General features: G+C 69.6%; 25 protein-coding genes and 1 pseudogene. 15 read left to right on the top strand and 11 right to left on the bottom strand.

Features of this window, described 5'->3' with window-relative positions:
* Positions 1–285 precede the first annotated feature (285 nt).
* The 4 genes from IE136_RS31905 to IE136_RS31890 all read left to right on the top strand — a co-directional run bounded on the left by IE136_RS31905 (position 286) and on the right by IE136_RS31890 (position 3,094).
* A complete protein-coding gene (locus IE136_RS31905; RefSeq protein ID WP_229819365.1) occupies positions 286–1,518 on the top strand; it encodes a replication-relaxation family protein in 1,233 nt (410 codons plus the stop codon).
* A gap of 118 nt (positions 1,519–1,636) precedes the next feature.
* Positions 1,637–2,305, top strand: a complete 669-nt coding sequence (locus IE136_RS31900) for a ribonuclease FAU-1 family protein (RefSeq protein ID WP_189602046.1) — start codon at positions 1,637–1,639, stop codon at positions 2,303–2,305.
* A gap of 92 nt (positions 2,306–2,397) precedes the next feature.
* Positions 2,398–2,682 (top strand): hypothetical protein, encoded by a 285-nt coding sequence (locus tag IE136_RS31895; RefSeq protein ID WP_189602045.1) that lies wholly within the window; start codon positions 2,398–2,400, stop codon positions 2,680–2,682.
* A gap of 109 nt (positions 2,683–2,791) precedes the next feature.
* A complete protein-coding gene (locus tag IE136_RS31890) occupies positions 2,792–3,094 on the top strand; it encodes a hypothetical protein (RefSeq protein WP_189602044.1) in 303 nt (100 codons plus the stop codon).
* Between the two features lie 37 nt (positions 3,095–3,131).
* On the opposite strand, the gene IE136_RS31885 is transcribed toward IE136_RS31890, so the two are convergent.
* Entirely contained in the window at positions 3,132–3,338 is a 207-nt protein-coding gene (locus IE136_RS31885) for a hypothetical protein (protein WP_189602043.1), read from the bottom strand.
* Between the two features lie 138 nt (positions 3,339–3,476).
* Here IE136_RS31885 and IE136_RS31880 point away from each other — a divergent pair, with 138 nt between their 5' ends.
* Complete coding sequence (locus tag IE136_RS31880) at positions 3,477–3,884, top strand: hypothetical protein (RefSeq protein WP_189602042.1); 408 nt, start codon at positions 3,477–3,479, stop codon at positions 3,882–3,884.
* Between the two features lie 45 nt (positions 3,885–3,929).
* On the opposite strand, the gene IE136_RS31875 is transcribed toward IE136_RS31880, so the two are convergent.
* Positions 3,930–4,211 (bottom strand): hypothetical protein, encoded by a 282-nt coding sequence (locus tag IE136_RS31875; protein WP_189602041.1) that lies wholly within the window; start codon positions 4,209–4,211, stop codon positions 3,930–3,932.
* Positions 4,212–4,341: 130 nt separating this feature from the next.
* On the opposite strand from IE136_RS31875, the gene IE136_RS31870 reads away from it, so the two are divergent.
* Complete coding sequence (locus tag IE136_RS31870) at positions 4,342–5,379, top strand: hypothetical protein (protein WP_189602040.1); 1,038 nt, start codon at positions 4,342–4,344, stop codon at positions 5,377–5,379.
* 191 nt (positions 5,380–5,570) lie between these two features.
* On the opposite strand, the gene IE136_RS31865 is transcribed toward IE136_RS31870, so the two are convergent.
* The 3 genes from IE136_RS31865 to IE136_RS31855 form a co-directional block, all read right to left on the bottom strand.
* The gene (locus IE136_RS31865; RefSeq protein ID WP_189602039.1) at positions 5,571–6,152 is read right to left on the bottom strand and encodes a hypothetical protein; all 582 of its coding nucleotides are present in this window, start codon (positions 6,150–6,152) and stop codon (positions 5,571–5,573) included.
* Positions 6,153–6,601: 449 nt separating this feature from the next.
* On the bottom strand, positions 6,602–6,787 hold the full coding sequence (locus IE136_RS31860; protein WP_189602038.1) for a hypothetical protein: 186 nt from the start codon (positions 6,785–6,787) through the stop codon (positions 6,602–6,604).
* Positions 6,788–7,161: 374 nt separating this feature from the next.
* Positions 7,162–7,323, bottom strand: a complete 162-nt coding sequence (locus tag IE136_RS31855) for a fucose-binding lectin II (protein ID WP_189602037.1) — start codon at positions 7,321–7,323, stop codon at positions 7,162–7,164.
* On the opposite strand from IE136_RS31855, the gene IE136_RS36890 reads away from it, so the two are divergent.
* Together IE136_RS36890 and IE136_RS31850 are read left to right on the top strand one after the other, a co-directional pair.
* Positions 7,253–7,624 carry a terpene synthase family protein gene (locus IE136_RS36890; RefSeq protein ID WP_373309192.1) on the top strand — a complete coding sequence of 124 codons (372 nt, stop codon included), beginning with the start codon at positions 7,253–7,255 and terminating at the stop codon, positions 7,622–7,624. The genes IE136_RS31855 and IE136_RS36890 overlap by 71 nt on opposite strands.
* 418 nt (positions 7,625–8,042) lie before the next feature.
* Positions 8,043–8,543, top strand: coding sequence for a DUF2505 family protein (locus IE136_RS31850; protein ID WP_189602036.1), 501 nt, complete (start codon positions 8,043–8,045; stop codon positions 8,541–8,543).
* Between the two features lie 415 nt (positions 8,544–8,958).
* On the opposite strand, the pseudogene IE136_RS31845 reads toward IE136_RS31850, so the two are convergent.
* A pseudogene (locus IE136_RS31845) lies at positions 8,959–9,531 on the bottom strand (IS110 family transposase); the annotation flags it as partial.
* Positions 9,532–9,904: 373 nt separating this feature from the next.
* Positions 9,905–10,132 carry an RICIN domain-containing protein gene (locus IE136_RS31840; RefSeq protein ID WP_189602035.1) on the bottom strand — a complete coding sequence of 76 codons (228 nt, stop codon included), beginning with the start codon at positions 10,130–10,132 and terminating at the stop codon, positions 9,905–9,907.
* Between the two features lie 440 nt (positions 10,133–10,572).
* Between IE136_RS31840 and IE136_RS31835 the strand changes: the two genes are divergently transcribed.
* The 4 genes from IE136_RS31835 (at position 10,573) to IE136_RS36155 (ending at position 13,765) form a co-directional block, all read left to right on the top strand.
* A complete protein-coding gene (locus IE136_RS31835) occupies positions 10,573–11,163 on the top strand; it encodes an isochorismatase family protein (protein WP_189602034.1) in 591 nt (196 codons plus the stop codon).
* 138 nt (positions 11,164–11,301) lie between these two features.
* Entirely contained in the window at positions 11,302–12,405 is a 1,104-nt protein-coding gene (locus IE136_RS31830; protein WP_189602033.1) for an RICIN domain-containing protein, read from the top strand.
* A gap of 522 nt (positions 12,406–12,927) precedes the next feature.
* Positions 12,928–13,167: a hypothetical protein gene (locus IE136_RS31825; protein ID WP_189602032.1), complete on the top strand. Its 240-nt coding sequence runs from the start codon at positions 12,928–12,930 to the stop codon at positions 13,165–13,167.
* A 373-nt stretch (positions 13,168–13,540) separates the two neighbouring features.
* Complete coding sequence (locus tag IE136_RS36155) at positions 13,541–13,765, top strand: hypothetical protein (RefSeq protein WP_229819363.1); 225 nt, start codon at positions 13,541–13,543, stop codon at positions 13,763–13,765.
* An 812-nt stretch (positions 13,766–14,577) separates the two neighbouring features.
* On the opposite strand, the gene IE136_RS31815 is transcribed toward IE136_RS36155, so the two are convergent.
* The gene (locus IE136_RS31815) at positions 14,578–15,237 is read right to left on the bottom strand and encodes a response regulator (RefSeq protein WP_189602031.1); all 660 of its coding nucleotides are present in this window, start codon (positions 15,235–15,237) and stop codon (positions 14,578–14,580) included.
* A complete protein-coding gene (locus IE136_RS31810) occupies positions 15,234–16,430 on the bottom strand; it encodes a sensor histidine kinase (RefSeq protein ID WP_189602030.1) in 1,197 nt (398 codons plus the stop codon). The genes IE136_RS31815 and IE136_RS31810 overlap by 4 nt, the downstream gene beginning before the upstream one ends.
* 162 nt (positions 16,431–16,592) lie before the next feature.
* Between IE136_RS31810 and IE136_RS31805 the strand changes: the two genes are divergently transcribed.
* The 3 genes from IE136_RS31805 (at position 16,593) to IE136_RS36885 (ending at position 20,202) form a co-directional block, all read left to right on the top strand.
* Positions 16,593–17,315, top strand: coding sequence for an ABC transporter ATP-binding protein (locus IE136_RS31805; protein ID WP_189602029.1), 723 nt, complete (start codon positions 16,593–16,595; stop codon positions 17,313–17,315).
* Positions 17,312–19,318, top strand: a complete 2,007-nt coding sequence (locus IE136_RS31800) for an FtsX-like permease family protein (protein ID WP_189602028.1) — start codon at positions 17,312–17,314, stop codon at positions 19,316–19,318. Before IE136_RS31805 ends, IE136_RS31800 begins: the two co-directional genes overlap by 4 nt.
* 146 nt (positions 19,319–19,464) lie before the next feature.
* Positions 19,465–20,202 (top strand): cofilin family protein, encoded by a 738-nt coding sequence (locus tag IE136_RS36885; protein WP_373309188.1) that lies wholly within the window; start codon positions 19,465–19,467, stop codon positions 20,200–20,202.
* 78 nt (positions 20,203–20,280) lie between these two features.
* On the opposite strand, the gene IE136_RS31790 is transcribed toward IE136_RS36885, so the two are convergent.
* Positions 20,281–22,947, bottom strand: a complete 2,667-nt coding sequence (locus tag IE136_RS31790) for a DEAD/DEAH box helicase (protein WP_189602026.1) — start codon at positions 22,945–22,947, stop codon at positions 20,281–20,283.
* Complete coding sequence (locus IE136_RS31785; protein WP_229819362.1) at positions 22,944–24,029, bottom strand: hypothetical protein; 1,086 nt, start codon at positions 24,027–24,029, stop codon at positions 22,944–22,946. Before IE136_RS31785 ends, IE136_RS31790 begins: the two co-directional genes overlap by 4 nt.
* Positions 24,030–24,439 lie beyond the last annotated feature (410 nt).

Here is a 24,439-nt window from a genome sequence, read left to right as displayed (position 1 = left end):
CCCGGCCAGCCGGCCGGAGGAATCGAGGACACCGTGCCCGCCGACTTCACGCCCGACCCCGCCCGTGAACCGCAGGAGACCGACGACCAGGAGCCCAGCGAGGACCTGGACCAGGTGCCGTCGGCCCCCTCTACGGGCCCCTCCATTGCCCCCTCCACGGCCTCTTCGCCTGCCAGGCGCGTACCCGCAGGTCAGCCCCGGCAGAACAGGACCCCCGGCACGTTCGACAACCCTTCTAAGTCTCTGAAGCAGACATGGAAGCCAACCCACACCAGGAAGAAGGAAGTGCTGAAGGCTCTCGGGATCTTCCAGAGGGCTACCGCTGAACACCTGTGGCGGATGCTGCGCCCCGGAGACGCACACGACCGGTGCACGAGGGACACCCTCAACGCCCTCAAGGACGACGGGAAGGTCCGGGTGGAGACGCGGCTGGAGTCGAACCACCAGCTGTGGGTGCTCACCGAGCGAGGACACAAGGAAGCCAAGCAGCTGCTGCCGGGGAACGTCCGGGTCTCCGCGCTGCGCAAGCTCGAGTTCGACGACGACGGCGAGCCGGTCACCGGCGAGGGCTACGACGAACACGCCGCCGCCGTCACGATGACCGCCGCGGTCCTCACCGGCGCCGGGTATGGCACGCCGCTGTCCTGGCAGACCGAGATCGCCCACCGCCTCCCGTACGGCTACACCCAGTACGCCGACCTGACGATGCGCGCCCCGGACGCCGGAGTGCCCGCGATGCTCCTGGAAGTCGACCGCGTCAACGAGCCCGTCGACGAACTCGTGGACAAGCTGCGCCGCTACACCGACTGGTTCGAGCTCCTGGCACCGAAGGCCGACAAGGACCGCGAGAGGGTGGCCCGCGCTTTCGGGGGAGCGAGGGTGCACGACCTCCGGCTGTGGTCGCGGATCTACCCGGCGACCGGGCGCGAGGGCTACGTGCCGGTGGCTTTCGTGTTCACGGGCAAGACCGCCGCGCAGCGCGAGAGCCGGATGCGGCGCCTGGAGCAGAGCGCCCGCCGCTACTTCGCCGGCACCCAGTACGCGGGCGGGGGCATCACGGCCGTCGACTACCACCAGGCGGTGCCTGTGGTCGTCACCGAGCTGGAGCGGATCACGGCCGATCCGGATGGGGCGGCGGGGAAGGTGTGGCGCAGGCTCGGGCGTGATGAGTGGCAGACGCTGGGCGAGGCCCTGGACAACCCCGACGGTGACCGGCTGTACGTGGTGCAGGCAGAGCAGTCCCGCAGGCGCCAGAAGGAGCGTGAAGCCGCGGCCCGCGAGGCGCAGCGGCCCGTGTGCAGGCGCTGCGGAGCGAAGTTCACCGACGACCGCTGGGACTCGATCCGGCACTACCCGGCGGAGCAGCACCGCGATCTCTGCACGTCGTGCCTGCACGAACACTGGGAACAGGTGCAGGCGGAGCAGGCCGCGCGGCGCCAGGCGGAGGAAGCCGCGGCGCGGGAGGCGGCCGAAGCGGAGGCGAAGAAGGGCCGCGGCCTGTTCGGGCGTCGCCGGTAGGTGCGGCGGGGGCGGGGGCAAGTCACCCTCGGATGGCGGCTTGCCCACCCCGGACGGGATGGGCTGAGGTGGGCACGCCGGGCCGGGCCAGACGACCTCGGGCCGGAGAGGGGATGCGGTGCGCGGATTCGAGACGGGCCAGACGGTCGTACGCCGCGATGTCCACCGGTCGGGACGGGTGTGGAGTGAGCAGGCGCTGCGCGTCGTCGACGACACCGGCGAGGCGCTGGTGACCGCGTGCGCACCCGGCGCTCAGGCTCGGTGGCCGGCCCTGTACGCGCAAGCCCGCGCGCAGGGAGACCGGTCGGTGCGCACGGAGGCGTTCGACGCGATGGCGACGGGGGAGTGGGAGCTCGCGGGCGCGGTGTGGCAGGAGACCGACCTGCTGCTGTGGAAGCCGCCCACGTCCTGGTTCAGCGTCAACGCCTTCTTCGTCCCCGACGGGGACGGGCGCCGACTGCGGAACTGGTACGTCAACTTCGAGCACCCCACCCGCCGCACCGAGGCCGGGTTCGACACCCTTGACCTGACCGTGGACCTGGTCGTCGCGCCCGACCTCACCCGCTGGGAGTGGAAAGACGAAGACGAGTACACGCACGTGCGACGCCTCGGCATCGTCTCCGACACCGAGCACCGGGCCGTCGACGCCGCCCGCGGCGAGGTCCTGGCGATGCTCACCGAACGCTCCGGCATCTTCGCGCAGGCGGAACGGTGGGCGGCCTGGCGGTGGGATCCTGCCTGGCCCACGCCGCGCCTGGCCCGGCCGGTCGCCGCGACGCGACGCTAACGGGGCCGGTGCTCTATGTTCCCGCCCGCTCGGTCCCGCGACCGCGTCTTTAACCGGGAGACCAGCGCGGCCGGGCAGAGAGGACCGTCACCATGACCTTCATCGAGCCCGGCTTGTACGTACGCAACGGCTTCGCCGAAGGACCGCTCGCCGACGCCGCGCTGTCCCGCGCGACCCGCGCCGGGCAGTTCCTCGACGAACTGCAGGAGCAGGCGCCCACGATGACCGACGGCCAGCTGCGCGACGGCGTGTACCGGGCGCTGCGCCGCTTCACCCAGGAGCAGCCGCGCACGTGCCAGGTCGACAGCATCACCGCGCTGATCCGCCGCGGGGTGCGCATCGACTGGCCCGCCTCCGGCCGTCTGCCCTGCGCCTGACGCCCGTCCTGCGGGAGGGCACCCCCGCACCCTCCCGCAGGACGGGACAGGCCGGCCTGTCGGTCGCCGCCGGCCTTCCGCTGTCGGCGGTGGCTGGGAGGCTGGCCGGATGAACGCCGATGACGAGCAGCTGTTGCGCGGTCGGGTGTACGGCCACGACCACGACGACTCCCACCCCGGCCCGCTGCCGCACCAGACGTACGCCGTACTGGTCGGCGGCCCGCTGGACGGGCTGCTGCTCGACATCACGGGCTGGCGGCCGGAAGAGATAGACGACGGCGTCGCCCTGATGACCGAGCTGGGGCGGTGGCCCGGCGGCCGGGCGCTGTACGACCCGCGCCCCGACGATCCGCGCCCGGCCGCTGGCCCGGGTGTGGTGTGCCGCTTCTACTACTCCGGCGACACACCCTGACCCCGGCCGCCGGCACCCGCGCCCGGCCCGCCCTCGGTCAGCTGGGCGGCGGTGTTCTCGATCCATAGCAGCGTCCACTCGACACCGGAGCGCACCCGGGCTCCGCGCTGTCATAGCGGCCTTCGGCGTCGGCGCGGATGTTGGCGGCGAGGACGCGCAGGTCCTTCTGCAGTCCCTGCTGCTTGACCGTGTCCATGGCCTGGATCATCTCGTCGGTGATGTCACCGGGTCGGAGCGCACTCATCGTCCCACCCTGGACGATCGCCCCGGCTGATGGCCATACCGTGGGGACACCAAGCTGGGTGCCGCTGCGGCAAAGCCCTGGTCACCGCGTGATCTTCCGTGGCAGGCTCGTGCCCTTCCAGGCGGAGGGAGCAAAAAGATGAAGAACGGCTTCGCAGAGACGCCAGGCGAACTGTGCCCGGACTGCACAGCGGGCCCCGCCCGGGAGAACGTCCGCGTCGCGGGCGGCACGCCGTACGAGATCTGGCACACCTCCGACTGTCCGGAGTGGACCGTCATGCAGATCAGCTTGGAGGCAGGCTCCCGGCGTATCAAGGAACAGGACGAGTGGGCCAAGGAGCTCTTCCCGACCGTGCACGAGCGGCTGGAGCAGGCTGCCGAAACCCTGCCGCCGGACAGTCCCGCCCAGCCGTTCGTCGACGCCCTGACCGAACTGGTCCAGGCGCAGGCCGACACCACCGGCTTCGTGGTCCTGCACCAGTGGGTGGAGATCCTGGAGCGCCACTTCCCGCCCCAACTGCCGGACCCCGAGCACACCACCGAGTAGCGGCGGCCGCGAAGCCCTGCCATGCACGGACACGGACCGGAGCGTTCAGGCGGCGTCGCCGTCGCCGGCCGGAAGCTGAGGCCGGCGGATCCGCTCACGTTCGACCTCGGCAGCGATGACCGCGCGCTGCGTCTCGCCACGCTGCTCGATGGCAGTCCGCTCCGTCGCGCCGCGCTGCTCGATGTGCGCCTTCGCCACCCGCCCGGCCACCGTGACCGCCGTGGCGACGGGCACGGCCGTGGCCAGGATGCCCGGCCAGGCGGAGCCGGTGAGGGAGTCACCCGGCTGGAAGTCGGTCGACGGAACATCAGGCTCGTCTGTGCTCATAGCCCTCATCGCCGCCGCACCGGCGACGGCACACGTCGACCCATTCGCCATGACGGCGGCGGAAGGGACGGCCCATTGTCAGATCCCCTCCGTAGGCTGGTCGCGAGGTACTTGCGACAGGAGGGGCAGCGTGGCCCGTAGCGGAAGCAGTAAGCGAGACATGGATAGATGGGCGAAGGGCCTCGTCAGCGACATGAATAAGAGCCTGGAGCGGGCTGCCCGGCGAAACCCTTCCCGCGTTCCGGTTCAGGTAGAAGCTTCCACCGCTGACGGCGCGCTCGCCCGCTACGAGCCGATCGAGAGCAGCGCTTACCTGGCACAGGTGATGCTCTGGCTTGACGCCCAGACCTCAGGTGGCGCCGGCATCGGCCAGCTCGAGCAGGCGTTCCCGGAAGGCCCTGTTCTCCTCGCTCTGCAATTGGAACAGCGGGGCTTGGTGAAGCTCCTGCGCGCCGCGTCTGGACCCATGGCTATGCACCTCAGCGATGAAGGCCGTGTTGAGGTGCATCGGCTGAAGCAGCTGCAGCAGGACCGCGTCGCCAGGCTCCGCTACACCATGGACGCCTTCCTGCGGTGGCTGTTCAACACCGCCGAGTCGCCCACCGACCCGTCCCTGTTCCTGGCGACCCCCACCGCGTACTTCGCCGGTGCCGCAGTCTCCGGGACCGACCTGCACCAGGCGCTCGCCTACCTGGCGGAGCACAACCTCATCAAACGTATCGACACCGACCCAGCCACGGTCGCCATCACCCCCGAAGGCGTCAGCTGCGCCCTGTCTGGAGGAACCGTGCAAGACCACACCAACGCGGCGCGCACCGGCACCACGTACAACAACTTCCTGCCGAACGCCAAGGGCGTCATCATCGGCGAGCAGCAGCACTTCACCCAGAACAACACCGACGGCGTCGACCCGACGCTGTTCGTCCAGCTGGCTGGGTACGTCGGACAGATCAGCCCCACACTGGGCATGCCCGAGCCGGAGCGTGTGGAGCTGGAGCGCGTCGCCCAGGACCTCCACGACGAAGCGACCTCGGAGAACCCCGAGCCGGGCCGCCTGCGGCAGTTCACCACCCAGCTCAAGGACAAGCTCCTGGAGGCCGGCACCACCATGGCCGCCGCGATGGGCGTCCAGATGGCTGAGCAGGCCCTCGGAGCGCTGGTGCAGTAGCGCCTCGCCGTACAACGCCACGGAGCCCCAGGAGGGTCTGCCCTCCCGGGGCTCCGGCCTTCGTGGACGCTTCCAGCGAGCGACGACGTTTCCCTACGCCGCCCAGTCGAGTCCGAGTTCGGCGAGCGCCTGGAGCTTGTCGGCTGTGAGCCTCTGGGCCTCGCTGTTGACCAGGGACTTCGGGGTGCGGCTCAGGACTGGGGTCGCTGGATCTGCCAGTGGGTGACGTTGGCGTTGCCGCGGTTGAGGTAGGCGTTGGTGTCGACGTCGTACTTGGCTCCGGTGGTGGAGCTGACGTCGTTGGTTTCCAGGAAGCCCCCGCGGCCGTGGTAGGTGTTCCACAGCTGGACGGTGTCGTTGAAGCGTACGAGGCCGTCGCCGGGGTTGGAGGTGAGGTCGAAGATCTGCCAGCGGCTGCTGTTCTCGTCGCGGTCCTTGCCCCAGGCGGTGATGACGTCGTAGAGGCCGCCATACTGCTTCTGGGTGTTGCTGGCCGGGCCGTTGATGTCCAGGTAGCCGCCGGTGCCGTTCTCCGCCAGGTTGCGCAGGTAGACGACGTCGCCGCTCTTCACGGGCGAGCCGACGGCCTGGCAGGACCCGGAGAGGATCTCCCACGTGCCGGTGCCGCCTCCCCGGGTGGCGGTGGTGGCCGTGTTCACCAGCAGCCGGCCCCCCGGCGCGCTGGAGGTACCGTTGGTCTCCAGGAAGCCCCCGTCACCCTGGTACAGGTTCTGCAGGTGGATCCGGTCCCCGTAGTGAAGTTCGTTGGCCATCGCTGACTCCCCTTTCTGCGAGTGTCCTGGCCAGGGCCGCTCCTGCGACGCAGGAGCGAGCTGATCCCGGCCCCGACAATGCTTCTGGCACTCGCCACCGACACGCCCGGACGCACCGGATGATCCACACCTTCGGGGATGAAATCATCAGGAACTGTTTCGAGCCCCGGACGGCCCGCATCACCGCCGACAGCACTCTGCCGCACCCCGCACGGGACCGCCTCACAGAACCCCTCCCGGCCGCCACATAGCCCGAGGGGGAGCAGCCCGGGATCCCAGCGCCTACACGCACTCCAGTGCGATGCCGCCGACCCGGGACAGCGAAAGACCCCGGGCCGTACAAAGCGCCCGGGGTCGGCCCGACAGCGCCAGGATGCCGCCCAGTTGAGCCCAAGGACGGCCAGCTGCCAGTTATCGACCGTTGGCGTCACCGGGAGGCTGCCCGCCAATCAGTCAAGATCCACGATGCCCAGGTCGAGGGCGGCCTCAGCGTGCACCACGTCGACGACGACGGGGAGACGGAACCGTGCGCCGAACGACTCGCCATCGTCCGGTGCGGCGTTGGCGGCGGGGGCCGCAAAGCTGAGGGTTGCGACGGCGAGGGCAAGGGCTGCGAGAACGCGCTGTGTTTTCATCACACGTGGTCAACGACGAGAGCCCGCGACGGGAACGCCCGCCGCCCACCGGTTTCCTCTGAGTAGGTGTTTTTGATCCCTGGCCGCGAGGTGTTGCCGGCGGAACCTGGCTCTCCCGCTTCCGCAGGTGACTGACCTGTGACAGCGAACCTGAGCCGAGTGACAGTGAACTTGGACGGATGGTGGTTTGTGACAGCGAAGATGGACCGCCGCAGGTCAGCAGCATGGTGAAGCACTGCTCCGTGGCAAGCTGACGGATGGGCAGCGGATGCTGCCGGCCGGCCCTCACTAACCCGTCTCAGCGAAGATTGATGATTCGATGCCGCCCTGCCCGACCCGGCAGGGCGGGCGAACACCGGCCCTCGGGAAGAGCGCTACCCCTTCAGCGTGTGCCAGCTGAACTCGAGGATGGTGTCGTTGTAGTCGCTGTCGTCGCCGTTCTCAGCGGCGACCACGGTCTTCGACCTGATCGAGATCGGCCACGGGCGGCCGGCCCCCCGCGAACGCAGCGCCCAGGAACGCCTGCGCAACCGCACCGGCCTGGTGTGTTCCTACGTCAACGACTTGCATTCCTTCGCGAAGGAGACCGCGGACCGCGATCCGCTCAACATCGTCACTGTCCTCGCCCAGGAGCTGGACCTTGACATGGGTAGCGCGGCTGCTGCCGCAGCCGAGGAATTCGACAAGGAACTGCGCCTTTTGGAGGAAGACTGCCGGGAGGTACGAGCGGAATTTCCCACGGACAGTACTTTCTCGGTCACTGGGGGACTTCTGGACTGGGTGCACGGCAACTCGGCTTGGACCGGTATGTGTGCCCGCTATCACCCCAGGCGGTAGGGACGGTTTACGCCGTCGGCAAGCCGGCCCGGCGTCGACCGCGGCACCTGGCACACCGAGGCCCGCGTCACGGCTGCGTAGCCGGCGGCGGTCGCGTACATGGCGAGGACTTTCGGGCAGCGGCAGCAACGGAGTCCGATAGCGCAGATCACCCGGGCTGATCATCTGCCTCGTGTCTCTGACCGGGCAGGTAACCGACCATCCGGCCCCGCAGGCCTCCCGGTTTCCCTGGGCGGCATCCATCCCAAGTCCCGCAGGTCAGTCTCGCCCGGCAGTCTGATGGGCGGGACCTTGATCTTTTTGATGCCCCCGGGATCCGGCCCCGACCTAGGCACAAATTGAGCCAAATGTCTGGCTAGAGAAGGCCGGATGGGTGTTGACGGCTACAAGAGGGGTCGGGCACTTCTAGCGTGCGGCTATGGAAAAGTTCACGATCACTCACGAGCTTCGCGGCGCTGCGCCCGAGGCTTGGGTACTGCTTCTCGACGACGAGTTCGTGGGGGAGGTGTACCGCCAGGATCTGGGCTATCGGCAATGGGCCGTAAGTGAGCGCACGGAGGACTCCGGCAAGACCACGCGCAAGGTGCTGATGACGCCGAATCGCAGCATGCCCGGCCCGGTGGCGAAGGTGTTCGGCTCCGACTATCAGGAGAGTGAGCACAGTGTGTTCAGCCCGTCCGCCCGGGTATGGCAGTGGAATCGGGTGTCCTCCACCATGGCGGACAAGCTGCGCCAGGAAGGCCTGGTGCGTATCGAGGAGGCTGGAGCCGGCAGTCGGATGGTCATCCAGACCGTGATCGAGGCGAAGATCTTCGGTGTCGGACCGCAGGTGGAATCCACTTTCAAAAAGGCGTACCGGGAGGAAGCAGACACCTTCGCGGTGTCCCTCTCTAAGAGACTGGCCGCAGCTCAGGGCTAGAGAGTCAGACCAAAGACGGCCCACCCGCTGCTGCCCGCCGGGCCCCGCCTCAGCGGGCCCGGCGGCTTAGAGGGCCAAGCACTCTGCGGTGCCTCGGCCGGCTCGGCGGCGAGACGGGCTCGGCGGCCGGCCGTGGGCTGCGCTGGGGGAGTGGCGGGGCGCGGCCGGTGCCCAGGACACGACGTTCGTTCATCCGTCCATTCTCCCGGTTCCGCCGAATCCTGCATTCCATTTTGGAGTGTTCGGAGTAATATCCGGCTCGGCTGGATAAAAGGATTTCGGCAGCGCTGGAATTATTCAGATTCGAAATTTAATAACCCCCGAGAATCGTCCGGGAATCGCGCCATCCCATAAGCCTCGGAAATTTTTCCGCAGAGAATTCTGACGATGGATGAGATGTGAGGCCGGGGTTCGTGGTTCGACCGGCGGCCGACGTCTGGTATCCGGTCAGCAAGATGAGCGCGGTCTTGGAGGTGCTGTAGTCGAAGGCCCTCTCCAGAGCGGGGAAGTACTCCAGGATCTGCGCGCGGAGCCGGTTGATCGCCCGGGTACGGTCGGCGGACAAATCCATGCGGCGGCCGGTCAGGATCTTCAAGTCGACCGCGATCTCGCTGGTCTCCTTCAGTGGCTGGAGGTCGCGGCGCATGCGGGCCTGGTCGGCGATGACGAAGGCGTCCTTGGCGTCGCTCTTGCCGTCCCCGCGGTAGGAGCCCGAGGCGTGGTGCACGGTCCGGCCGGGGATGTAGAACAGCCGCTGCCCGTGGTTGACCAGCAGCGCGATCCACAATGCGGCGCCGCCGGCGTTGAGGTCGGCCGCCCAGGTGACGGGGTCGCCGTCTGCGAGCTGCAGGACATCACCGAGCAGCTGCAGCAGTTCGTCCTCGTTATTCGGCACCCGTCGCGAGAGCGCCTTGGTGCCGTCCGCATCAATCACGGTGCAGTGGTGTTCGGCCTTGCCCGCGTCCGTCCCGGCCCACAGTTCGGGCACCAGGTCCTCCTATTACGTCGTGTTTGCGTGGGGCTCCCACAGACGACCTCGCCGACGTGTCCATACAAGCGATTCAGTTCGCGCATCCCAATTAGCGGTCGAGTCGTCGTGGGGCGCTGGGCGGCCAATCCTCCTGAGCCATAAGGACGGCTGAGTCACGTGAGCCATGCCCGGCGCCCCTGGGCGTCCTGATCCTACGAATGACCATGACCAACCCACGAGGAAAGGTATGGAGTCACGCGCCGTACTCCCTCCAGCTCCTCGGCCTGTGGCGGCTGTGACCGGTGAGGGGAGGGACACCACCGATGAGGCGTGATGTCCTTCCCGCAGCGTCAGGGCGGCCCAGGGCTCCTGGGCCGCCCTGGACAGGGCCTCAGCCGAGGCGGAAGTGCTGGTTGTTGCCTTCCACGCAGTCGTACTGGATCAGCGTGGTGTCGTTGTCGTTGCTCGCGCTGGTGACGGTCAGGCACTTTCCGCTGTGCCGGGCCTCGATGGAGAAGTACCCGTTGTCCTTCTGAACGAGCCGCCACTGCTGGTTGGTGTTGTTCCCGCACCCGTACTGGATGACCGTGGCGTAGTCCTGGACGCTCGCGTCCTTCATAAGCCATGAAGGGGTGAAGTACCCGCGTAAAGGATTAGCGGGCGCATTCCCGACAGCCCATGAGCAGTATCGATCCTTCTGGGGTCCGTCCGCCCCACGAGATAGGCGCCGGGTTCCTCCTGACACATGGCCGACCAGCCGTCGACGTCGCCGCCCTCGCCAACCGCCCAGTCGATCAGGTCGTCACCGCCCTTACAGGGCCGTCGACGTTATGGACATGGCCGGTCCGGTCATCAACACCGAGCTGGAGCCGGCCACGAGGTTCCCGCGTGCCATCGTGACGCAGCCTTGGTGCTGGTCACTGTGGTAGGCGTGCGTTGCTTCCACCGGTGAGTGTCCGTGCGCCGTGCGGGTGAGGACGGCCCGTCGTTGCTTCCGCCGGAGGTGAGATGCCCGTAGAACGCGGGGGTCGTGTAGCCCTGTGTCGAAGGACGTGTGTGATGAGTCGAGGCCTGATCGTCGTGGATGTGCAGAACGACTTCTGCGAAGGAGGCAGTGTGCCCGTCGCGGGCGGTGCGCGGATCGCGACGGCTGTCGCCGACCTCGTCGAGCAGAGCGCCGGGAGCGACTACCAGTACGTCGTGGCCACCCGGGACCACCACATCGACCCCGGGGGCCACTTCTCCCAGACCCCCGACTTCAAGGACAGCTTCCCCGTCCACTGCGTGGTGGGAGGCGAGGGCGGCGAGTTCCACCCCAACTTCGCCCCCGCCGTCGACGCAGGCAAGATCGACGCGGTCTTCTACAAGGGCGCCCACAGCGCCTCCAAGAGCGGCTTCGAAGGGGCCGACGAGCAAGGCACTTCCCTGGCCGACTGGCTGCGTGAACGCGCAGTGGAGGACGTCGACGTGGTGGGCATCGCCACCGACCACTGCGTCCGGGCGACCGCGCTGGACGCCGTGAAGGCCGGCTTCCGCGCACGCGTGCTCCTGGACTACTGCGTCGGCGTCGCCCCCGACACCACAGCCACCACCCTCAAGGACTTCCAGCAGGCCGGCGTCGCCGTATCCGGCGCCGTCACCGCGCACTAGTCCCGGCCGGGGGCGCCGGGCGTCCGCCGTATCCCGTGCGCCCTGCCGCCCCGGCACCGGTGAAAGACCGCATCATGGCCTTGTCACTGACCGTGTTTAGGGATACATGCCGCCGTGACCTAGAGGGAGTCGTTCCGTATGCCGCAGAGCCCGTACATTCCCGGCGCGTACTACCGCATGACCCAGAGCAGCGACTTGTGCCTGACCGCCCCGAGTGCGGAGGCGGGGCTGGTCACCTTCGAGAAACCCAGGAGCGAGGGCGCTCCCGACTTCGAGCTGCAGCTGTGGTATGTCATGCCACTCGACAACGACCGGCACCTGATCACGAACCGAGCCAGCGGGCTGGTCCTCAACGTTGTGAACAACGGCCGGAGCGTGAACTCCCAGATCCAGCAGTGCGGCATCCAACCAGATACAACGGCCAGCGCGCAGACCTGGTACATGCGGCTCAGGGATGACCATCTGAGCGAGGTGTCCATCGTCAATGCCGGCAGCAACCTGCTGATGAGCCCTGATTTGCGCTCGGGGTACGGCTTCTATGCGGGCAAGGCGCCCGTCCTGGCCGCGCCATTCGGCCCCGAAAGTAACTTCAGCCAGGTGTGGGAGTTGTCGACCTACGGCGGCTACGGCGAGGTCGCGCCCTACCTCAAGCGTGAGTCCGGCGACGCCGACGACATCCCCGACATCAACCGGCTGACCGGCTACGCGCCTCCCTCCCGCGACCGTACCGACGAGACGCTCATCGGCTCTGTGCTGGTCCCGTTCCCTCTCGTCAACGACCCTGTCCTCACACGTCCCCGCCAGGCGCAGGAGAACCCGTACTACGTCCTGAAGCGGTTCGGTTACTGGCGCAACGTCTACTACTACGAGCACTCCGGCGCCTCGTCCTACACCAAAGCGGAGACCGTCACGGTGGGTCTGACCACGTCCAACTCCAAACAGGTCGAACACACCGCGGGTGTGAAGGTCACCGCGAAGTCGGAGTTCAGCTTCTTCGGCGCTGCCAGCGAGATCAGCGTCGAGGCCGAGTACCAGCTCAAGACGTCCACCACCAGCACGACCACCGACACCACCACGACCACTACCACGATTCAGCGGGACTATCGTGGGGGAGAACGGCGGGCGGAAGCGATCTGGTACCGGGAGGACCGCTTCGTGCTGGAGCGGCTGAACGGGCAGAAGGTCGTGGACTGGGTCATCCGTGACTCCAATCGGATGATCACCGACGCCTACCCGACGTAAGGCACACTCGCGGTCGGCCCGGAAGATACGTCTGGGCCGACCGGGGGGCCGCGTCGAGAAAAACTGTTACGCAGGCGCGTTGCCGGAGACGGCAACGCGGCCTGGCGGAAGCCTTCAAGTGCCGCGTCCGTGGTGTGCTGGGCGACTCCTACGGAGTAATCCACGTGTACGCGTGCGCTGGTCCGACAAGATGGACGCCGCCCGGGAACACGCCGCGTCTCTTAAACTCCGCCAGAGCGTAAAGAGTAAGCGGGTCCTGCTTGTGGACGACGTCTTCACCACACGGGTGCGACCCTCCACACCGTCGGGAAGCGGCTGATGACCGAAGGGGGCGCCACCGATGTCCGCGGCCTTGTCCTCGCTCGCCTCCCCTTCGGCTGCTGAGTTTAGAACACGGCCCCGCCCACCGCAGCGCGGACAGGACTGTCGCGCTGCCGGTGGGGATCTTCCTCAGCATGGCCATCGCCAAGGACCGAAGGCCACTCCGCCCATACCGGGAGCCGCCGCTTCACGACGTCGACAGTGACCTTCTTTCCCGCCTCCATCACGAAGTTCACCGACCAGCACTGGGAGGAGACCACCGCGCACCGGACTGCCTGGAACGCCGGGGACATGTCCGTGTGCGGCACCTGCCACGCCGACGTCGTCGCCCGCGAGGAAGCCGCCGCCGAAGCCGCCCGCCTCCAGGCCGCCGCACCGCCGGGGCCGGAGGACGACCAGGAGCCGGGCCGTGGCCGCGGCTGGTTCCGCCGGAGGACCTGACCGCACACGCCCGCTGTGCGGTCGGCAGCCGCCAGGCCGCACAGCGGGACCAATCCCGAAGTCACCGCACCACCAGGCGGGACGGACGGGCCCATCCGACGGCACCAGCCCCCCGGAGGCCCTACACAGGCCGCATGAGACGCAGCCGAGAACAGACCGCACCCCAGGATCTGCCGGGCGACCTGTGGCACGCCCTGTCCCAGCTCCAGCACACCCATCCCGCCCCCGTGGCCCGCGTCGGGCCGCTCGCCCGCCCGGTCGGACTGCTGTCCTTCGCCGCAGCCACCGACACCGTCCTCGCGGCCCGAGTGCAGCTGTCCGGCGCGGAGACGATGCACGAAGTGAACGAGACGCTCCGCTCGATCACCGGGGCATGCACGCCCACTTCACCCGCCCCGGCGTCGCGCTGGAGGTCACGCTCGGCAGACGGCACGAGCTCCCGATCCACGCGGCGCACACCACCGGCCTTACCCGGCTCTTCCGCCACGCCGCCGGCACCATCGGTGCCCGCAGCACGCCGGGAGGCGGCCGGTGTTTCCACTGCGACGGGACCGGGCTCGCCCGACCCTTCTGGGAGCCGGCTGCCGGGCACGCGTGAGCGGCACGCAAGAAGAACGCCCGCGCCCCGGGCCGCCCTTCTGGAGGACGTGGGAGGCGGGCGGGCGCAAGGACCTCGGAGGCTTACGCCGGTACGGTGCCTGGTTTTGTCGACGGGATCCGACACCACTTGTCGCTCAGGGTCGAGAACGCCTTGTTTCGCCGGAGGGCGATGTCTGTGAGTTCTGGCAACGCTTGAGGGGTTGCGGTGGGAGCATGGACGTGCTCTGCGGGATGAGGCTGCGATGGCGCCACCGAAGTCCAAGGTTGACTTGTACGCGGCGATCCGCCGTGACGCCCGGGCAGGGATGTCGTACCGGGCCTCGATGCGTGAGTACGGAGTCGGATTCCGCACGGTGAAGGCGGCGTTGGAGTCGGTCTGGCCGGAGCCGCGGAAGAAGCCGCGGCCGCTGAGGCCCTGCCCTGATACCGATGGTGACGCATCACCTCGCTGCACGCTGCCCACGCCCCACTTGATCGGTCTCGGGGGCAGACGACGCCGAGGGTCAGGCCACTGCCGGCCGCGATGGATGGCTACTGTGCGCACGAGGGCGCTCAGGCGCAGCTGCGGAGCACGGCGGCCAGTCGGTGCACGGCGTTCAGCGCGGGCTCGTCCGCCAAGTAGCAGGTGTGGCGCCCCTGGGAGAAGCCGGCCAACCCCAGCCGCCTCGGTCCGACGGAGTTTTCGGCGCCCCTCGTGCGGCTCGGTGCGGCCTTGACCCTTTCCGCCGTGGCAGGGCGAGCGCTTTGAGACTGCACAGCCCAGAAGGACTGCCATTCCGGGTTCACCCTCCGGGCCGATGGAGGCCGTCCCTATCGCTCCCGGACCATGCCGCACTCCCACGCCCAGGCGGCGATCTCGACCCGGTTGCGGGCGTCGATCTTCTGCTGGATGTTGGCCAGGTGCGTCTTGACGGTGGACAGCGACACCATCAGCTGGTCGCAGATCTCCTGGTTGGTCCGGCCCACTGCGACGAGCCGGGCCACGTCCAGTTCCCGTTCGGTCAGCGGGCAGGCGGCATCCGGCTCGGGCCGCGTGGAGGACAGTTCCTTCAGCAGCCGGACGGTGACGGCGGGGGAGACCAGCGCGTCGCCGCGGGAGGCGGCACGCACCGCCTCGATCAGCAGGCTGGGCGGGGCGTCCTTGAGCAGGAAGCCGCAGGCCCCGTTGCGCAGCGCGGTGTGTACGTAGTCGTCCTGGTCGAACGTGGTGATCACGACCACGCGCATCGGGTTGTGGATTCCGGGGCCCGCCAGCGCCCGGGTGACGTCCAGGCCGTCCAGCTTCGGCATCCGGATGTCGACCAGGCACACGTCCGGCCGCAGCCGGCGGGCGAGTTCCACGCAGGCGGCGCCGTCGGCGGCCTCACCGACCACCTCGATGCCGGGCTGGGCGCCGAGGATCAGCCGGAAGCCCATGCGGACCAGCTCCTGGTCGTCCGCGATCAGCACCCGGATCGCCGCATCGTTCACGCCGCCGATCCTGCCACAGCGGCCAGCACCGGGAAGGCGGCGGTCACCCGCCAGCCGCCGTCGTCGGTGGGAGCGGCGGTCAGCGTGCCCTCCACCGCTTCGACGCGTTCCCGCAGGCCGACCAGGCCGAAGCCGCCGCGCCCGCCGACCGGGCCGGGGTGGCGCGCGGCCGGCGCCGTGTTGTACGCCTCGACCCGCAGCCGGTGCCCGTCCACATCGATCCGTACGGCGACCACGGCGCCGGGCGCGTGCCGGCGCACGTTGGTCAACGCCTCCTGCACCACGCGGTGCACGGACGTCTCCACCTCGGGGGCGAGCCGCACCTCGCGGGCCGCCGCGGCCACGTGCAACTGGGCGTCCGCATCGTCTCCGGAGAACGCGGAGACCAGGCGGGCGAGTTCCGCCCACACCTCGCCGGGCCGCACGCCCGCGTGGTCGTCCTCGCGCATGACCCGCACCAGACGGCGCATCGAGTCCAGTGCCTCCGATCCGGAGCGGGTGATGTTCTGCAGCAGCGGTTGGACCTGTTCCGGTGCGGTGTGCTGAAGGGCCAGCGCGGCATTGGCCTGGACGATGATGCCGGTGACGTGGTGGGCCACGAAGTCGTGCAGGTCGTGGGCGAGTTCCAGGCGCTGACGCTGGCGTACGGCGGCGACGTCGCGGGCCCGCCGCTCCTCCATCAGCCGTGCCCGCAGGCCCCATGCGAGAGCCAGGCCGGCGCCGAGCGCCATCAGCAGGGACCCGCTGATGGCGTTCTGGCCGTCGTTCTGGATGTCCGCCGGCAGCAAGCGCAGCGGGATCACGATGACCACCGCGGTCAGCACGGCCGAAACGGCCACCGCGGCCCTCGGGCCCGGCACCGCCCACACCGCGCGGGACAGCAGCACCAGCAGAGCGACGCTCTCCAGCGCCCCGAACGTACTGGCAATGTCCGGGCCCGCCCACGTGGCGATCACGGCCGTGAGGACCAGCGAGCCGCCCGCGACGAGCACGGCACGTACCGGCACGCTCGGCCGACGAGCGGGCCACAGTAGCGCCATGCAGGCGAGCGGGCCGGACACCATCTGCAGCAAGCTCGGCCAGCGGTGGTCGGTCGCCCTGTCGGCGAACACGTCGAAAAGCCACAACAGGCCGAGGAAGATCCAGCCGGCGGCGATCAGCGCCCGGCGGAGCAGCGGAGTTTCTGAGTACACGCCCAGCAGGATACGGAAGCGGCGATTCCCGGCGGGCTCGGCCGAATGGCCGATGTCCGGTCCCCACAATCGGCCGTCCGGCCGAGCCTGCCGGAAACCGTGCGCCCCGATCGTGGACGCCATGCACCTGATGAGCACCCTTCTCTCCGGGGAGACCGCCCGATGAACACCCCCTCAGCCGTCCTGTCGGGGACCGGCCTGTTCAAGTCCTACGGCATGACCCGCGCCCTGGCCGGCGTCGACATCGGCATCACGGCCGGCGAGTCACTGGCCGTCATGGGCCCGTCCGGCTCCGGCAAATCCACCCTGCTGCACTGCCTGGCCGGGATCGAACGGCCCGACTCCGGTGAAGTCCTGCTGGACGGCAAGAGGATCGACCAGCTCCGTGAACCGGCCCGCAGCGAGCTGCGCCGCACCGCGTTCGGCTTCGTCTTCCAGTCCGGCCAGCTGCTGCCGGAACTGCCCGCCGACGAGAACGTGGCGCTGCCGCTGATGCTCGGCGGCACGGCGCGCCGGGAGGCCGTCGAGCAGGCCCGGCAGTGGTTCGGGCCGCTGGGCCTGCAGGGCCTGGAGAGCCGGCGTCCCGGACAGCTGTCCGGAGGCCAGGCGCAACGGGTGGCCATCGCCCGGGCTCTGGTCGGCCGCCCGAAGGTGATCTTCGCGGACGAGCCGACCGGCGCGCTGGACCAGACCACCGGCATGGAGGTGATCCACCTGCTGGCGGAGGTGAGTCGTAGCCAGGGCGCCGCCCTGGTCGTGGTCACCCACGACGCGAACGTGGCCCGCTGGTGCGACCGCACGGTGCGGGTCCGCGACGGCCTGCTGGCCGAGGCGCACACCGAGGCGGAGACCGGCGCCGAGGCGAATGCGGGGTACCGGCGATGAGGGCACTGGACCGCACCACCTGGGCGCTGACCTGGCGACTCACCCGGGCCGGCGGACGCACCGGCCTGCTCGTCACCGGCCTCGCGGTCGCTGCGGCGGCCGTGTCCACCACCCTGCTGCTGCTGTGCGTCGCGATGAACCTGGGCTTCCAGCACCGCTCGGACCGCGCCGACTGGCGCAACCCGGTGGAGTCCTCCCGTCCGGTGGCCGTCGAGGCGGTCGGGACGACGTTCACCCGGGGAGTGCCCGTCACCGTCGTGGATGTCGCCCGGCTGCCCGGGCGCACCGCTCCCGCCCCGCCCGGCCTCGACCGCTTCCCCGCCCCGGGCGAGCTGTGGGTCTCCCCGGCGCTCGGCGCCCTGCTCGACCGGCTGCCCGCCGACCGCCACCCCGTCCCCGGCACACCCACCGGAACACTGGGCCGCGCGGCGCTGACGCACCCCGGCGAACTCGTCGCGGTGGTCGGACACCGCTCGACCGACCCGGCGGTCACCACCCCGCGCGAGCCCGATCCCCGCCGGGTCGGCGACATCGCCTCCCCCACGCGCGTCGCATCTTTCACCGGCGCGCCGCTCACGGACGGCATGGGCGGGATATACGAGTCCCTGGCCCGGGTCGCCACCGTCCTCGTCGTCGTTCCGCTGCTGGTGCTGGGGGCCTCCGCCGCCCGGCTGTCGGTCTCCCGGCGCGACGAGCGGCTCGCCGCGCTCCGCCTGATCGGCGCCACGCCGGGCCGTATCGCCGGGCTGACGGCCGCCGAGGCGCTGCTGACCGGAACGGCAGGGGCGCTGCTAGGCGTCGTGGGGTACGCGGTGCTGCTGCCGGTGGCGGCGAGTCTGCCGCTCGCGGGCGGCGCCTGGTATCCGGCCGACCTGTGGATCGGCGCGCCGCCACTGCTGGCGGTGACGGCCGGGGTGGTCGCACTGGTCGTCATCAGCGCGCTCGCCGGGCTCCGTCAGGTGGTCGTCGGCCCGCTGGGCGTGGCACGCCGTTCGCGCAGCCGGGGAGCGAGCGCCGTACGAGCGGTGGTCTTCGTGGTCGTCGTCGCCGTGTACGGCTGGATCACGAAGAAGTACGGCAGCGACGACTCCATGGCGCTGTACGCGTTCGCCGCGCTCTTCCTGGCGCTGGCCGTGATCGGGCCCTGGGTGGTCCGGCTGCTCGGCAGGATCGTCACCGCCCTGGCCAAGCGGCCGGCGACGCTGCTGGCCGGGCGCCGGCTGCTGGACGATCCGAAGGCCGCCTGGCGGATCGTCTCCGGGCTCACCCTGGCCGGTTTCGTCGCCGGGTTCTTCGCCCTGCTCACCCTGGACGCCGCTTCCTCGTGGGGAGGACGGCCCGACCAGCTCGCCATCGCCGTCCCGGACAACAAGGTGACGCAGGTGCGGACGCTGGCCGAACAACGTCTGCACGCCGCTGGGGTGACCGCGGTGATCGGGGACGACGGCTTCGTGGCCCAGGGCCCCTCCGACAGCCGCCAGGTCACCGCCACCGTGTCCGGCGGCCCGGCCGACCTGGACCGCGCCCGTACCGCGCTGACGGGACTGATCCCCGACCAGTACCCGATCACCGGGCCCGAGGTGAACTGGTCCGAGGAACGGTTCACCCGGGACTTCACCACCATCACCCGGATGGTGCTCGTGGTGACGTTCACGGTCGCCATCACCTCGGCCGGGATCACCGCGGCCGCCGCCGTCCTGGACCGCCGCCGCACCTACGGCCTCCTGCACCTGGCTGGGACCCCGCTGCGGGTCCTGGACGCCGCCCGCAGCCGGGAGACGCTGATCCCGGTCACGGTGCTGGCGGGCGGGGCTGTCGCGACGGGGCTGCTGTGCGGGGGCTCGATGATGCTGGCGGGCGGCGACTCGTCGTTCGACGCACGCGGCCTGATCGTTCTCGCGGTGTGCTGCGCCGCCGGGTTCGGCGGAATCCTGGCGGTCGGCGCCCTGAGCCGTCCCCTGCTGCGGGCAGTCACCCGGCAGGCGGGGACACGGGGAGAGTGAGCGCTGCGGGGGCTGAGCCCAACGGCCGGGCCCAGCCCCCGCGGCGCACGGAGCCGGCGTACGGCCGCGCCAGGTATCCGGGCTTGGCTCGCCTACCGTCCGCCCGGGCACGGCGCCGCGGTCGCCGCCTGTCAACCGACCAGTTCATGATCGAGGCATGCGCTGGCCCCCCGACACGTGTGCTTACGCGCCCAAGCCTCGTTGTGCATCACCACGGCCCGCATGTTGCGAGCGGACCTGACGGTGAGCGAACGGTTGGTTATGCCGCCCTCCGCCTTCGCCTCGCGGTACAGCTGTTTCAGGCTCTTGGTCTCCTCACCGGACTTGGCGGCGTATCCCGTGCCGGTACCCGGTGCGACCCCGGCGGCCGTGAGCGAATCTGCGGCGAGTACCTGACTCGTCGTCCGACCGACATGGTCCGGCGCAGGGCCGGCTGGATCGTCCAGTGCCCGCCGAAGCCGACGGTGCCCATCTTGCGCGCCTCGGGAAAGCGGCGGCGCGGCCAGTCGAGGACGTCGCCCACGTACATCTCCGTCGGGTCCGTTGGCGACCGGCGATTCCCGGTGGTACCCGGGCCTGCCGCCGGTTCGCCCACGTACGTGGAAGGCGGGCTGGCGTCGATCGCCGCGAACCGGGCGCCAGACAGGCATCAGTGTGGGTGCGTTCATCCGCTCCGGCTCGGCGAGGAGGGGACCCAACAGACCAGGATCGTATTCGTTTGTTGGACTCCCGATACACAGGTGTCCCGGGAGCGCTTGAGGTACGTCGCGAAGAAGGAAGAGGTCCGCAACGCGCTCACCGGTATCCAGCTCGACCTTCAGGCCAGCGATAGCGCTGACCTTCATGAGGACACGATCCGTTACTTCTGCATCACCCGTTCGTAGCGCCTCCCGTGCATCCGTGAGCCCGCTGACGGCCGGGCTGTCGAGCACCTGAACTTCTAAATCCCCGTGTCCTGAGCTTTATGCCATGCCCAGTTCCGCGAGTGCGGCGAGCTGGTCGGCGTCCAGCCGGTCCCTCCTGGATTTCGTGTTCGAAATCCATACGCCCAGCTTGACGGTCACCGGCTCCGCCTCGCCGTCGACGGTGATCTGTTCGCTGTGGCCCCTCGGCACCGGCCGGTCGCCCTCACGCTCCACCCACTGCGCGAGGGCCGCCAGGCCCCGCTGGAACGCCGCCTGCGCCTTGCTCTGCCCCTTTGTCGCACGAGCGGCTACCGGGGCGGGAGACGCGGCCTCAGCGGGCTTGATGCCCAGCTTCGACAGCCGCTCCTGCTGCTCGGGCAGGAGCTGCGCCCAGGTGCCCGGGTTCTTCTGCCGCTCCAGCCACCGCCCGATGTCATCGCCCTCGAACAGCACCCCCGGTTCGATGGCCGGCAGGACTCCGTCGGCGTCGACCAAGTCCGCGAGGACACGGTAGTGCCGCTGCCAGTCCAGCGGCCACGGGCAGTCCCAGTCCTCATCGACTGCGGCCAGCTGCTGCGCCCGCACCACGGCCCGCTCCGCGTCCTTCCCGAGACCGCCCTTCCGGCGCAGGTTCGCCATGTGTTGCCCGATGGGCACCATTGCCTCGCCCTCGCCCCACACCTGGTCCTGGCGGGGAGCAAGGTGGCCCGTGGCCTGCCGATAGGAGCGCAGCGCGGCGAGCTTGTTCTCCCAGGCTTCCTCGCCCGGCTCCCACACCATCCCGGCCTCCGGCAAGTCGAGCAGGGTCTTGCGCCGCTCCTCCAGCTCCCCGGCCCGCAGGGCCTTCCGCTGCTGGTGGACCCAGCGCCCAAGCGGAAACGCCTTCGTCGCCCCGACCTCGACCTCAACGTCGTAGGGAACGGCGTAGAGGCCGGTGATCTCGTTCTCCGCCCGCCAGCGCAGCAGGGCCTGGTAGCCCTCCAGCCACACCAGCGACTCCGGCCGGTACACCCGGGTACGCAGGAAGGCCGCGATGGTCGACGCGTCGCGCGGACTGGAGAAGTGGAGCAGGGCCGACTCGGCAGCGGCGTCGGTGTTGTCCTGCTCCTGGTCCTCGCCGTCGCTCTCGCCGCCGGCCCCGACGATCTGCCCGTCCTCATCGCGCCGGACGTGCACCTTGCGCTTCCCGCTGCTGAGGGCCCGGGAGGCGAGCTGCTCGACCAGGCGCTCATCGTGCGAGCGCAGGCCCTGAAGGACGGCTACAAGGGGGCGGAAGCTGGCGGAGGCGACCATGTCCGTCGGGTCCTCGCCGGGCTCCAGGAACACCGGCACGATGATGCGCGCGACCTTCGTGGTGCCGTCGCGGTTGAGCCTGAGCGCCCGGCCGATGTTCTGCACGATCTCGACCTGGGAGCCGCGGGTGTCGGCGAAGCACACGGCCTCCACGCCCCGCTCGCCGGTGATGTCCACGCCCTCCCCGAGCACGCGAACGCTGGCGAGGAACGCACGGTGTACCCGGCGGCCGGCCGCGTCGATGCCGTTGGCGAACTGGCGAAGGACCTCGCGCCGTTCGGACACGAGGTGATCGCCGCACAGCCAGGCCGACCACACCCGGTCCGGCGGGACGTGGCGGTCGGCCTCCAGCTCGTACAGCTCCGCGCCGATCGAGGACGCGGGCAACTCCTTCACCTTCTTGTCGGCCTCCGCCAGCTCCTCAGCCGACATCTCGGTGGCGTACAACTGCGCAGCCGTCTCTGGCAGCTTCTCCGCGAAAGCCGCGGCTTCCTCGACCTTCTGGTGGAAGGTCATGACGGTGCGCAGGTTGTACGCCGCCGCGTGCTCCAGGAGCGCGGTCTGCAGGAGCGCCAGGCGCCGGCCCCGCTGCGCCTCCTCCGATTCCCCGAGGACCGGTGAGGGGTCGCGGATTTCCAGCACGTCGATCTCGAACCCCGCGAGGATTTCGCGTTCGATCGCCTCCGAGAGTCCCAGCTCAGCCAGCCATGGCCCGTAGGTCTGGGAGTCCTGGCCCATGGTCGCGAGTTCCGGCTCCTGGCCGTCCGTGCCCTTCTGCGGGCGGGGCGCGGCGAGGATGCGCGGGGTCGCGGTCAGGTAGAGCCGGAAGTCGGCGGGGATGCGGGTGTTGTCGTGGATCGCCGCCCACGGACGACCAAGATCACCAGCGGTTCCGTGGGCCTCATCGACGATCGCGAGGTGGAAGCCGTCCATCTGCTGCCCATACAGCCGCTCTCCGCCCGCCAGAGCGGCTTCCAGCGGCCCGCGAACCTTCCGCTGGCCCGTCGGGACGTCGAAGTCCTCGCGGTCCACGAGAGAGGCGTATGTGGCGAATACGATGACCGGCCCGCGCCCGGCCCACAGGGCGAGCTGGATCGGGTTGGTGGTGGTGCGCACCCCCAACTCGTTCAGCACCGGGTCGTTCTCCAGCGAGCACACCGCGACCATGGGGGAGCGGTGACCCACCGCCCGCCACGCCTGGGCGGTCTGCACGAGCAGGTCCAGGGTCGGCACGGTGACGAGGATCCGGCCCTCGGGGAAGCACTCCAGGGCGCTCGCGGCAGCCATGATCGTTTTGCCGGACCCGGTCGCTGACACGATCGTGCCACGGGCACCCTGAGGGGGCACAGATGACCTTGCAGGGAATCCGACCCACTTACGGAAACTCGACTTCTGGTCGATCTGGTGTTTCTTGAGCGGAATCCTGCTCATCGCCCGTCCTCCTCTCCCGTGTCGTACAGCCAGGCGTTCTCAAGCCTTTCCAGCGCGCTTTCCTTCCAGCCCTCCTGCGTCCAGACCCCTTCGAGCCAGAGCGGGCTTTCGTCGATCCTCTCGCACAGCACGAAGCACCCGGGCAGGTCGATCAGCACGACCTCGCCCGCGAACATGCCGCCGGGCCCGTAGCGGCGCCACAGCCGCTCCAGCCGCGCCCGGTGCGTTTGCAGGTAGGTCTCCAGCGCCCGCGGGTAGTAGGTGTCCCGCTCCGCCAACTGCACGGTGCACAGGGCGATGCGCACGACCTCCCGGGCCGACTCCTGGTCCCACTGCTCGGAGCTGGTGCCGGTCACGGCCGCGTAGTGCTGTCCGCAGATGTCCAGGACGCGCTCGACAAGTTCCGGCGACGCCTGGTTCTCTTCCGCGGCACGGGCCGAAGGCCGGCCGACGTCCGTGCGCTCTTCGGGCAGGGCGCGGGTGCGGGCACTTGCCTCCACCAGGTCCAGGCCGTGGTGGTCCAGGTAGGCCAGGAGGAACAGGGCCAGGGCCCGGCCGGGGTCGCTGGCGTGCTGAATCCCGGGCGGCTCGCCGGTCCAGCCGAAGGTGGCTTGGTGGGGCCGGGGGTGTACGCCTCTGGTGTGCGGGGCGGGGAAGGTGACGGCGCGGGTGAAGAAGTCGTCCAGGCGGCTGAGGAGTTCCGCATCCGGGTTGTCCGGCTCGCGGCCGCGCACAGTGGTGGCGGCGTTCTCCAGGATGGTGGTGAGGTACCGCCGGCGGGCGTCCTCCTGCTGCCGGAGCTCGCTGGAAGGGCTCTCCTCGACCACTTCCACCACGCGGTACATGCCCCGGTCCCCGTACAGACCGTCCGGCTTTTCCAGCGCCTTGCGGGCCTTGATGACGGCCTCCTCGACCGACCGTCCGTAGGCGTAGTTCGTCACCACCGACGCGCCCGGGTGCTCCGGATCGGTGCACTGCGCCACGATCCGATAGCGGATCAGCTCCGGGTCCAGCCCCGAATTAACCTCACGATCGTTTTCCTTCCGCGCTTCAAAGCGCTTTTCGAAGCTCGACGGATTCAAAGAGTCCTCGCTTCCCGCGCCCCGTCCGGGTGGTTGGGGGGTGTCCCGTATTTCCGCCAACGGTACATGCTGCATCAACCTGAGGCACGCGCTACACTGGAACCCACACGAACGAGCGACCCCCACCCCTCGTAGCCAGCCCGGCCCGCGCCAGCGGGCCCCAAGGTTCTGGAGGCGCAGCCGGAAGGACCGTCAGGCGGAGGAGCGCAGCGGACCCGCCCCAGAGTCCGCAGGACTCCCCAACTCCCCAACCACACACCCGACTAGTCGCATCTGACACGCCCTCAGTCGGCGGTCGCGCAGCGGCCGGCCCCACCGGATCCCGAAGCGCAGCGAAGGGATCCGCCCACGCATCGCGTGGGCAGCGGGAGCGCAGCGACCGCCCCCCTTGCACATCGCGCAGCGATGTG

The sequence above is a fragment of the Streptomyces lateritius genome, assembly GCF_014649715.1.
Classification (GTDB): Bacteria; Actinomycetota; Actinomycetes; order Streptomycetales; family Streptomycetaceae; genus Streptomyces; species Streptomyces lateritius.
Note: the sequence above shows the minus strand (reverse complement) of the source record. Positions and strands in the feature narration are given on the sequence as shown.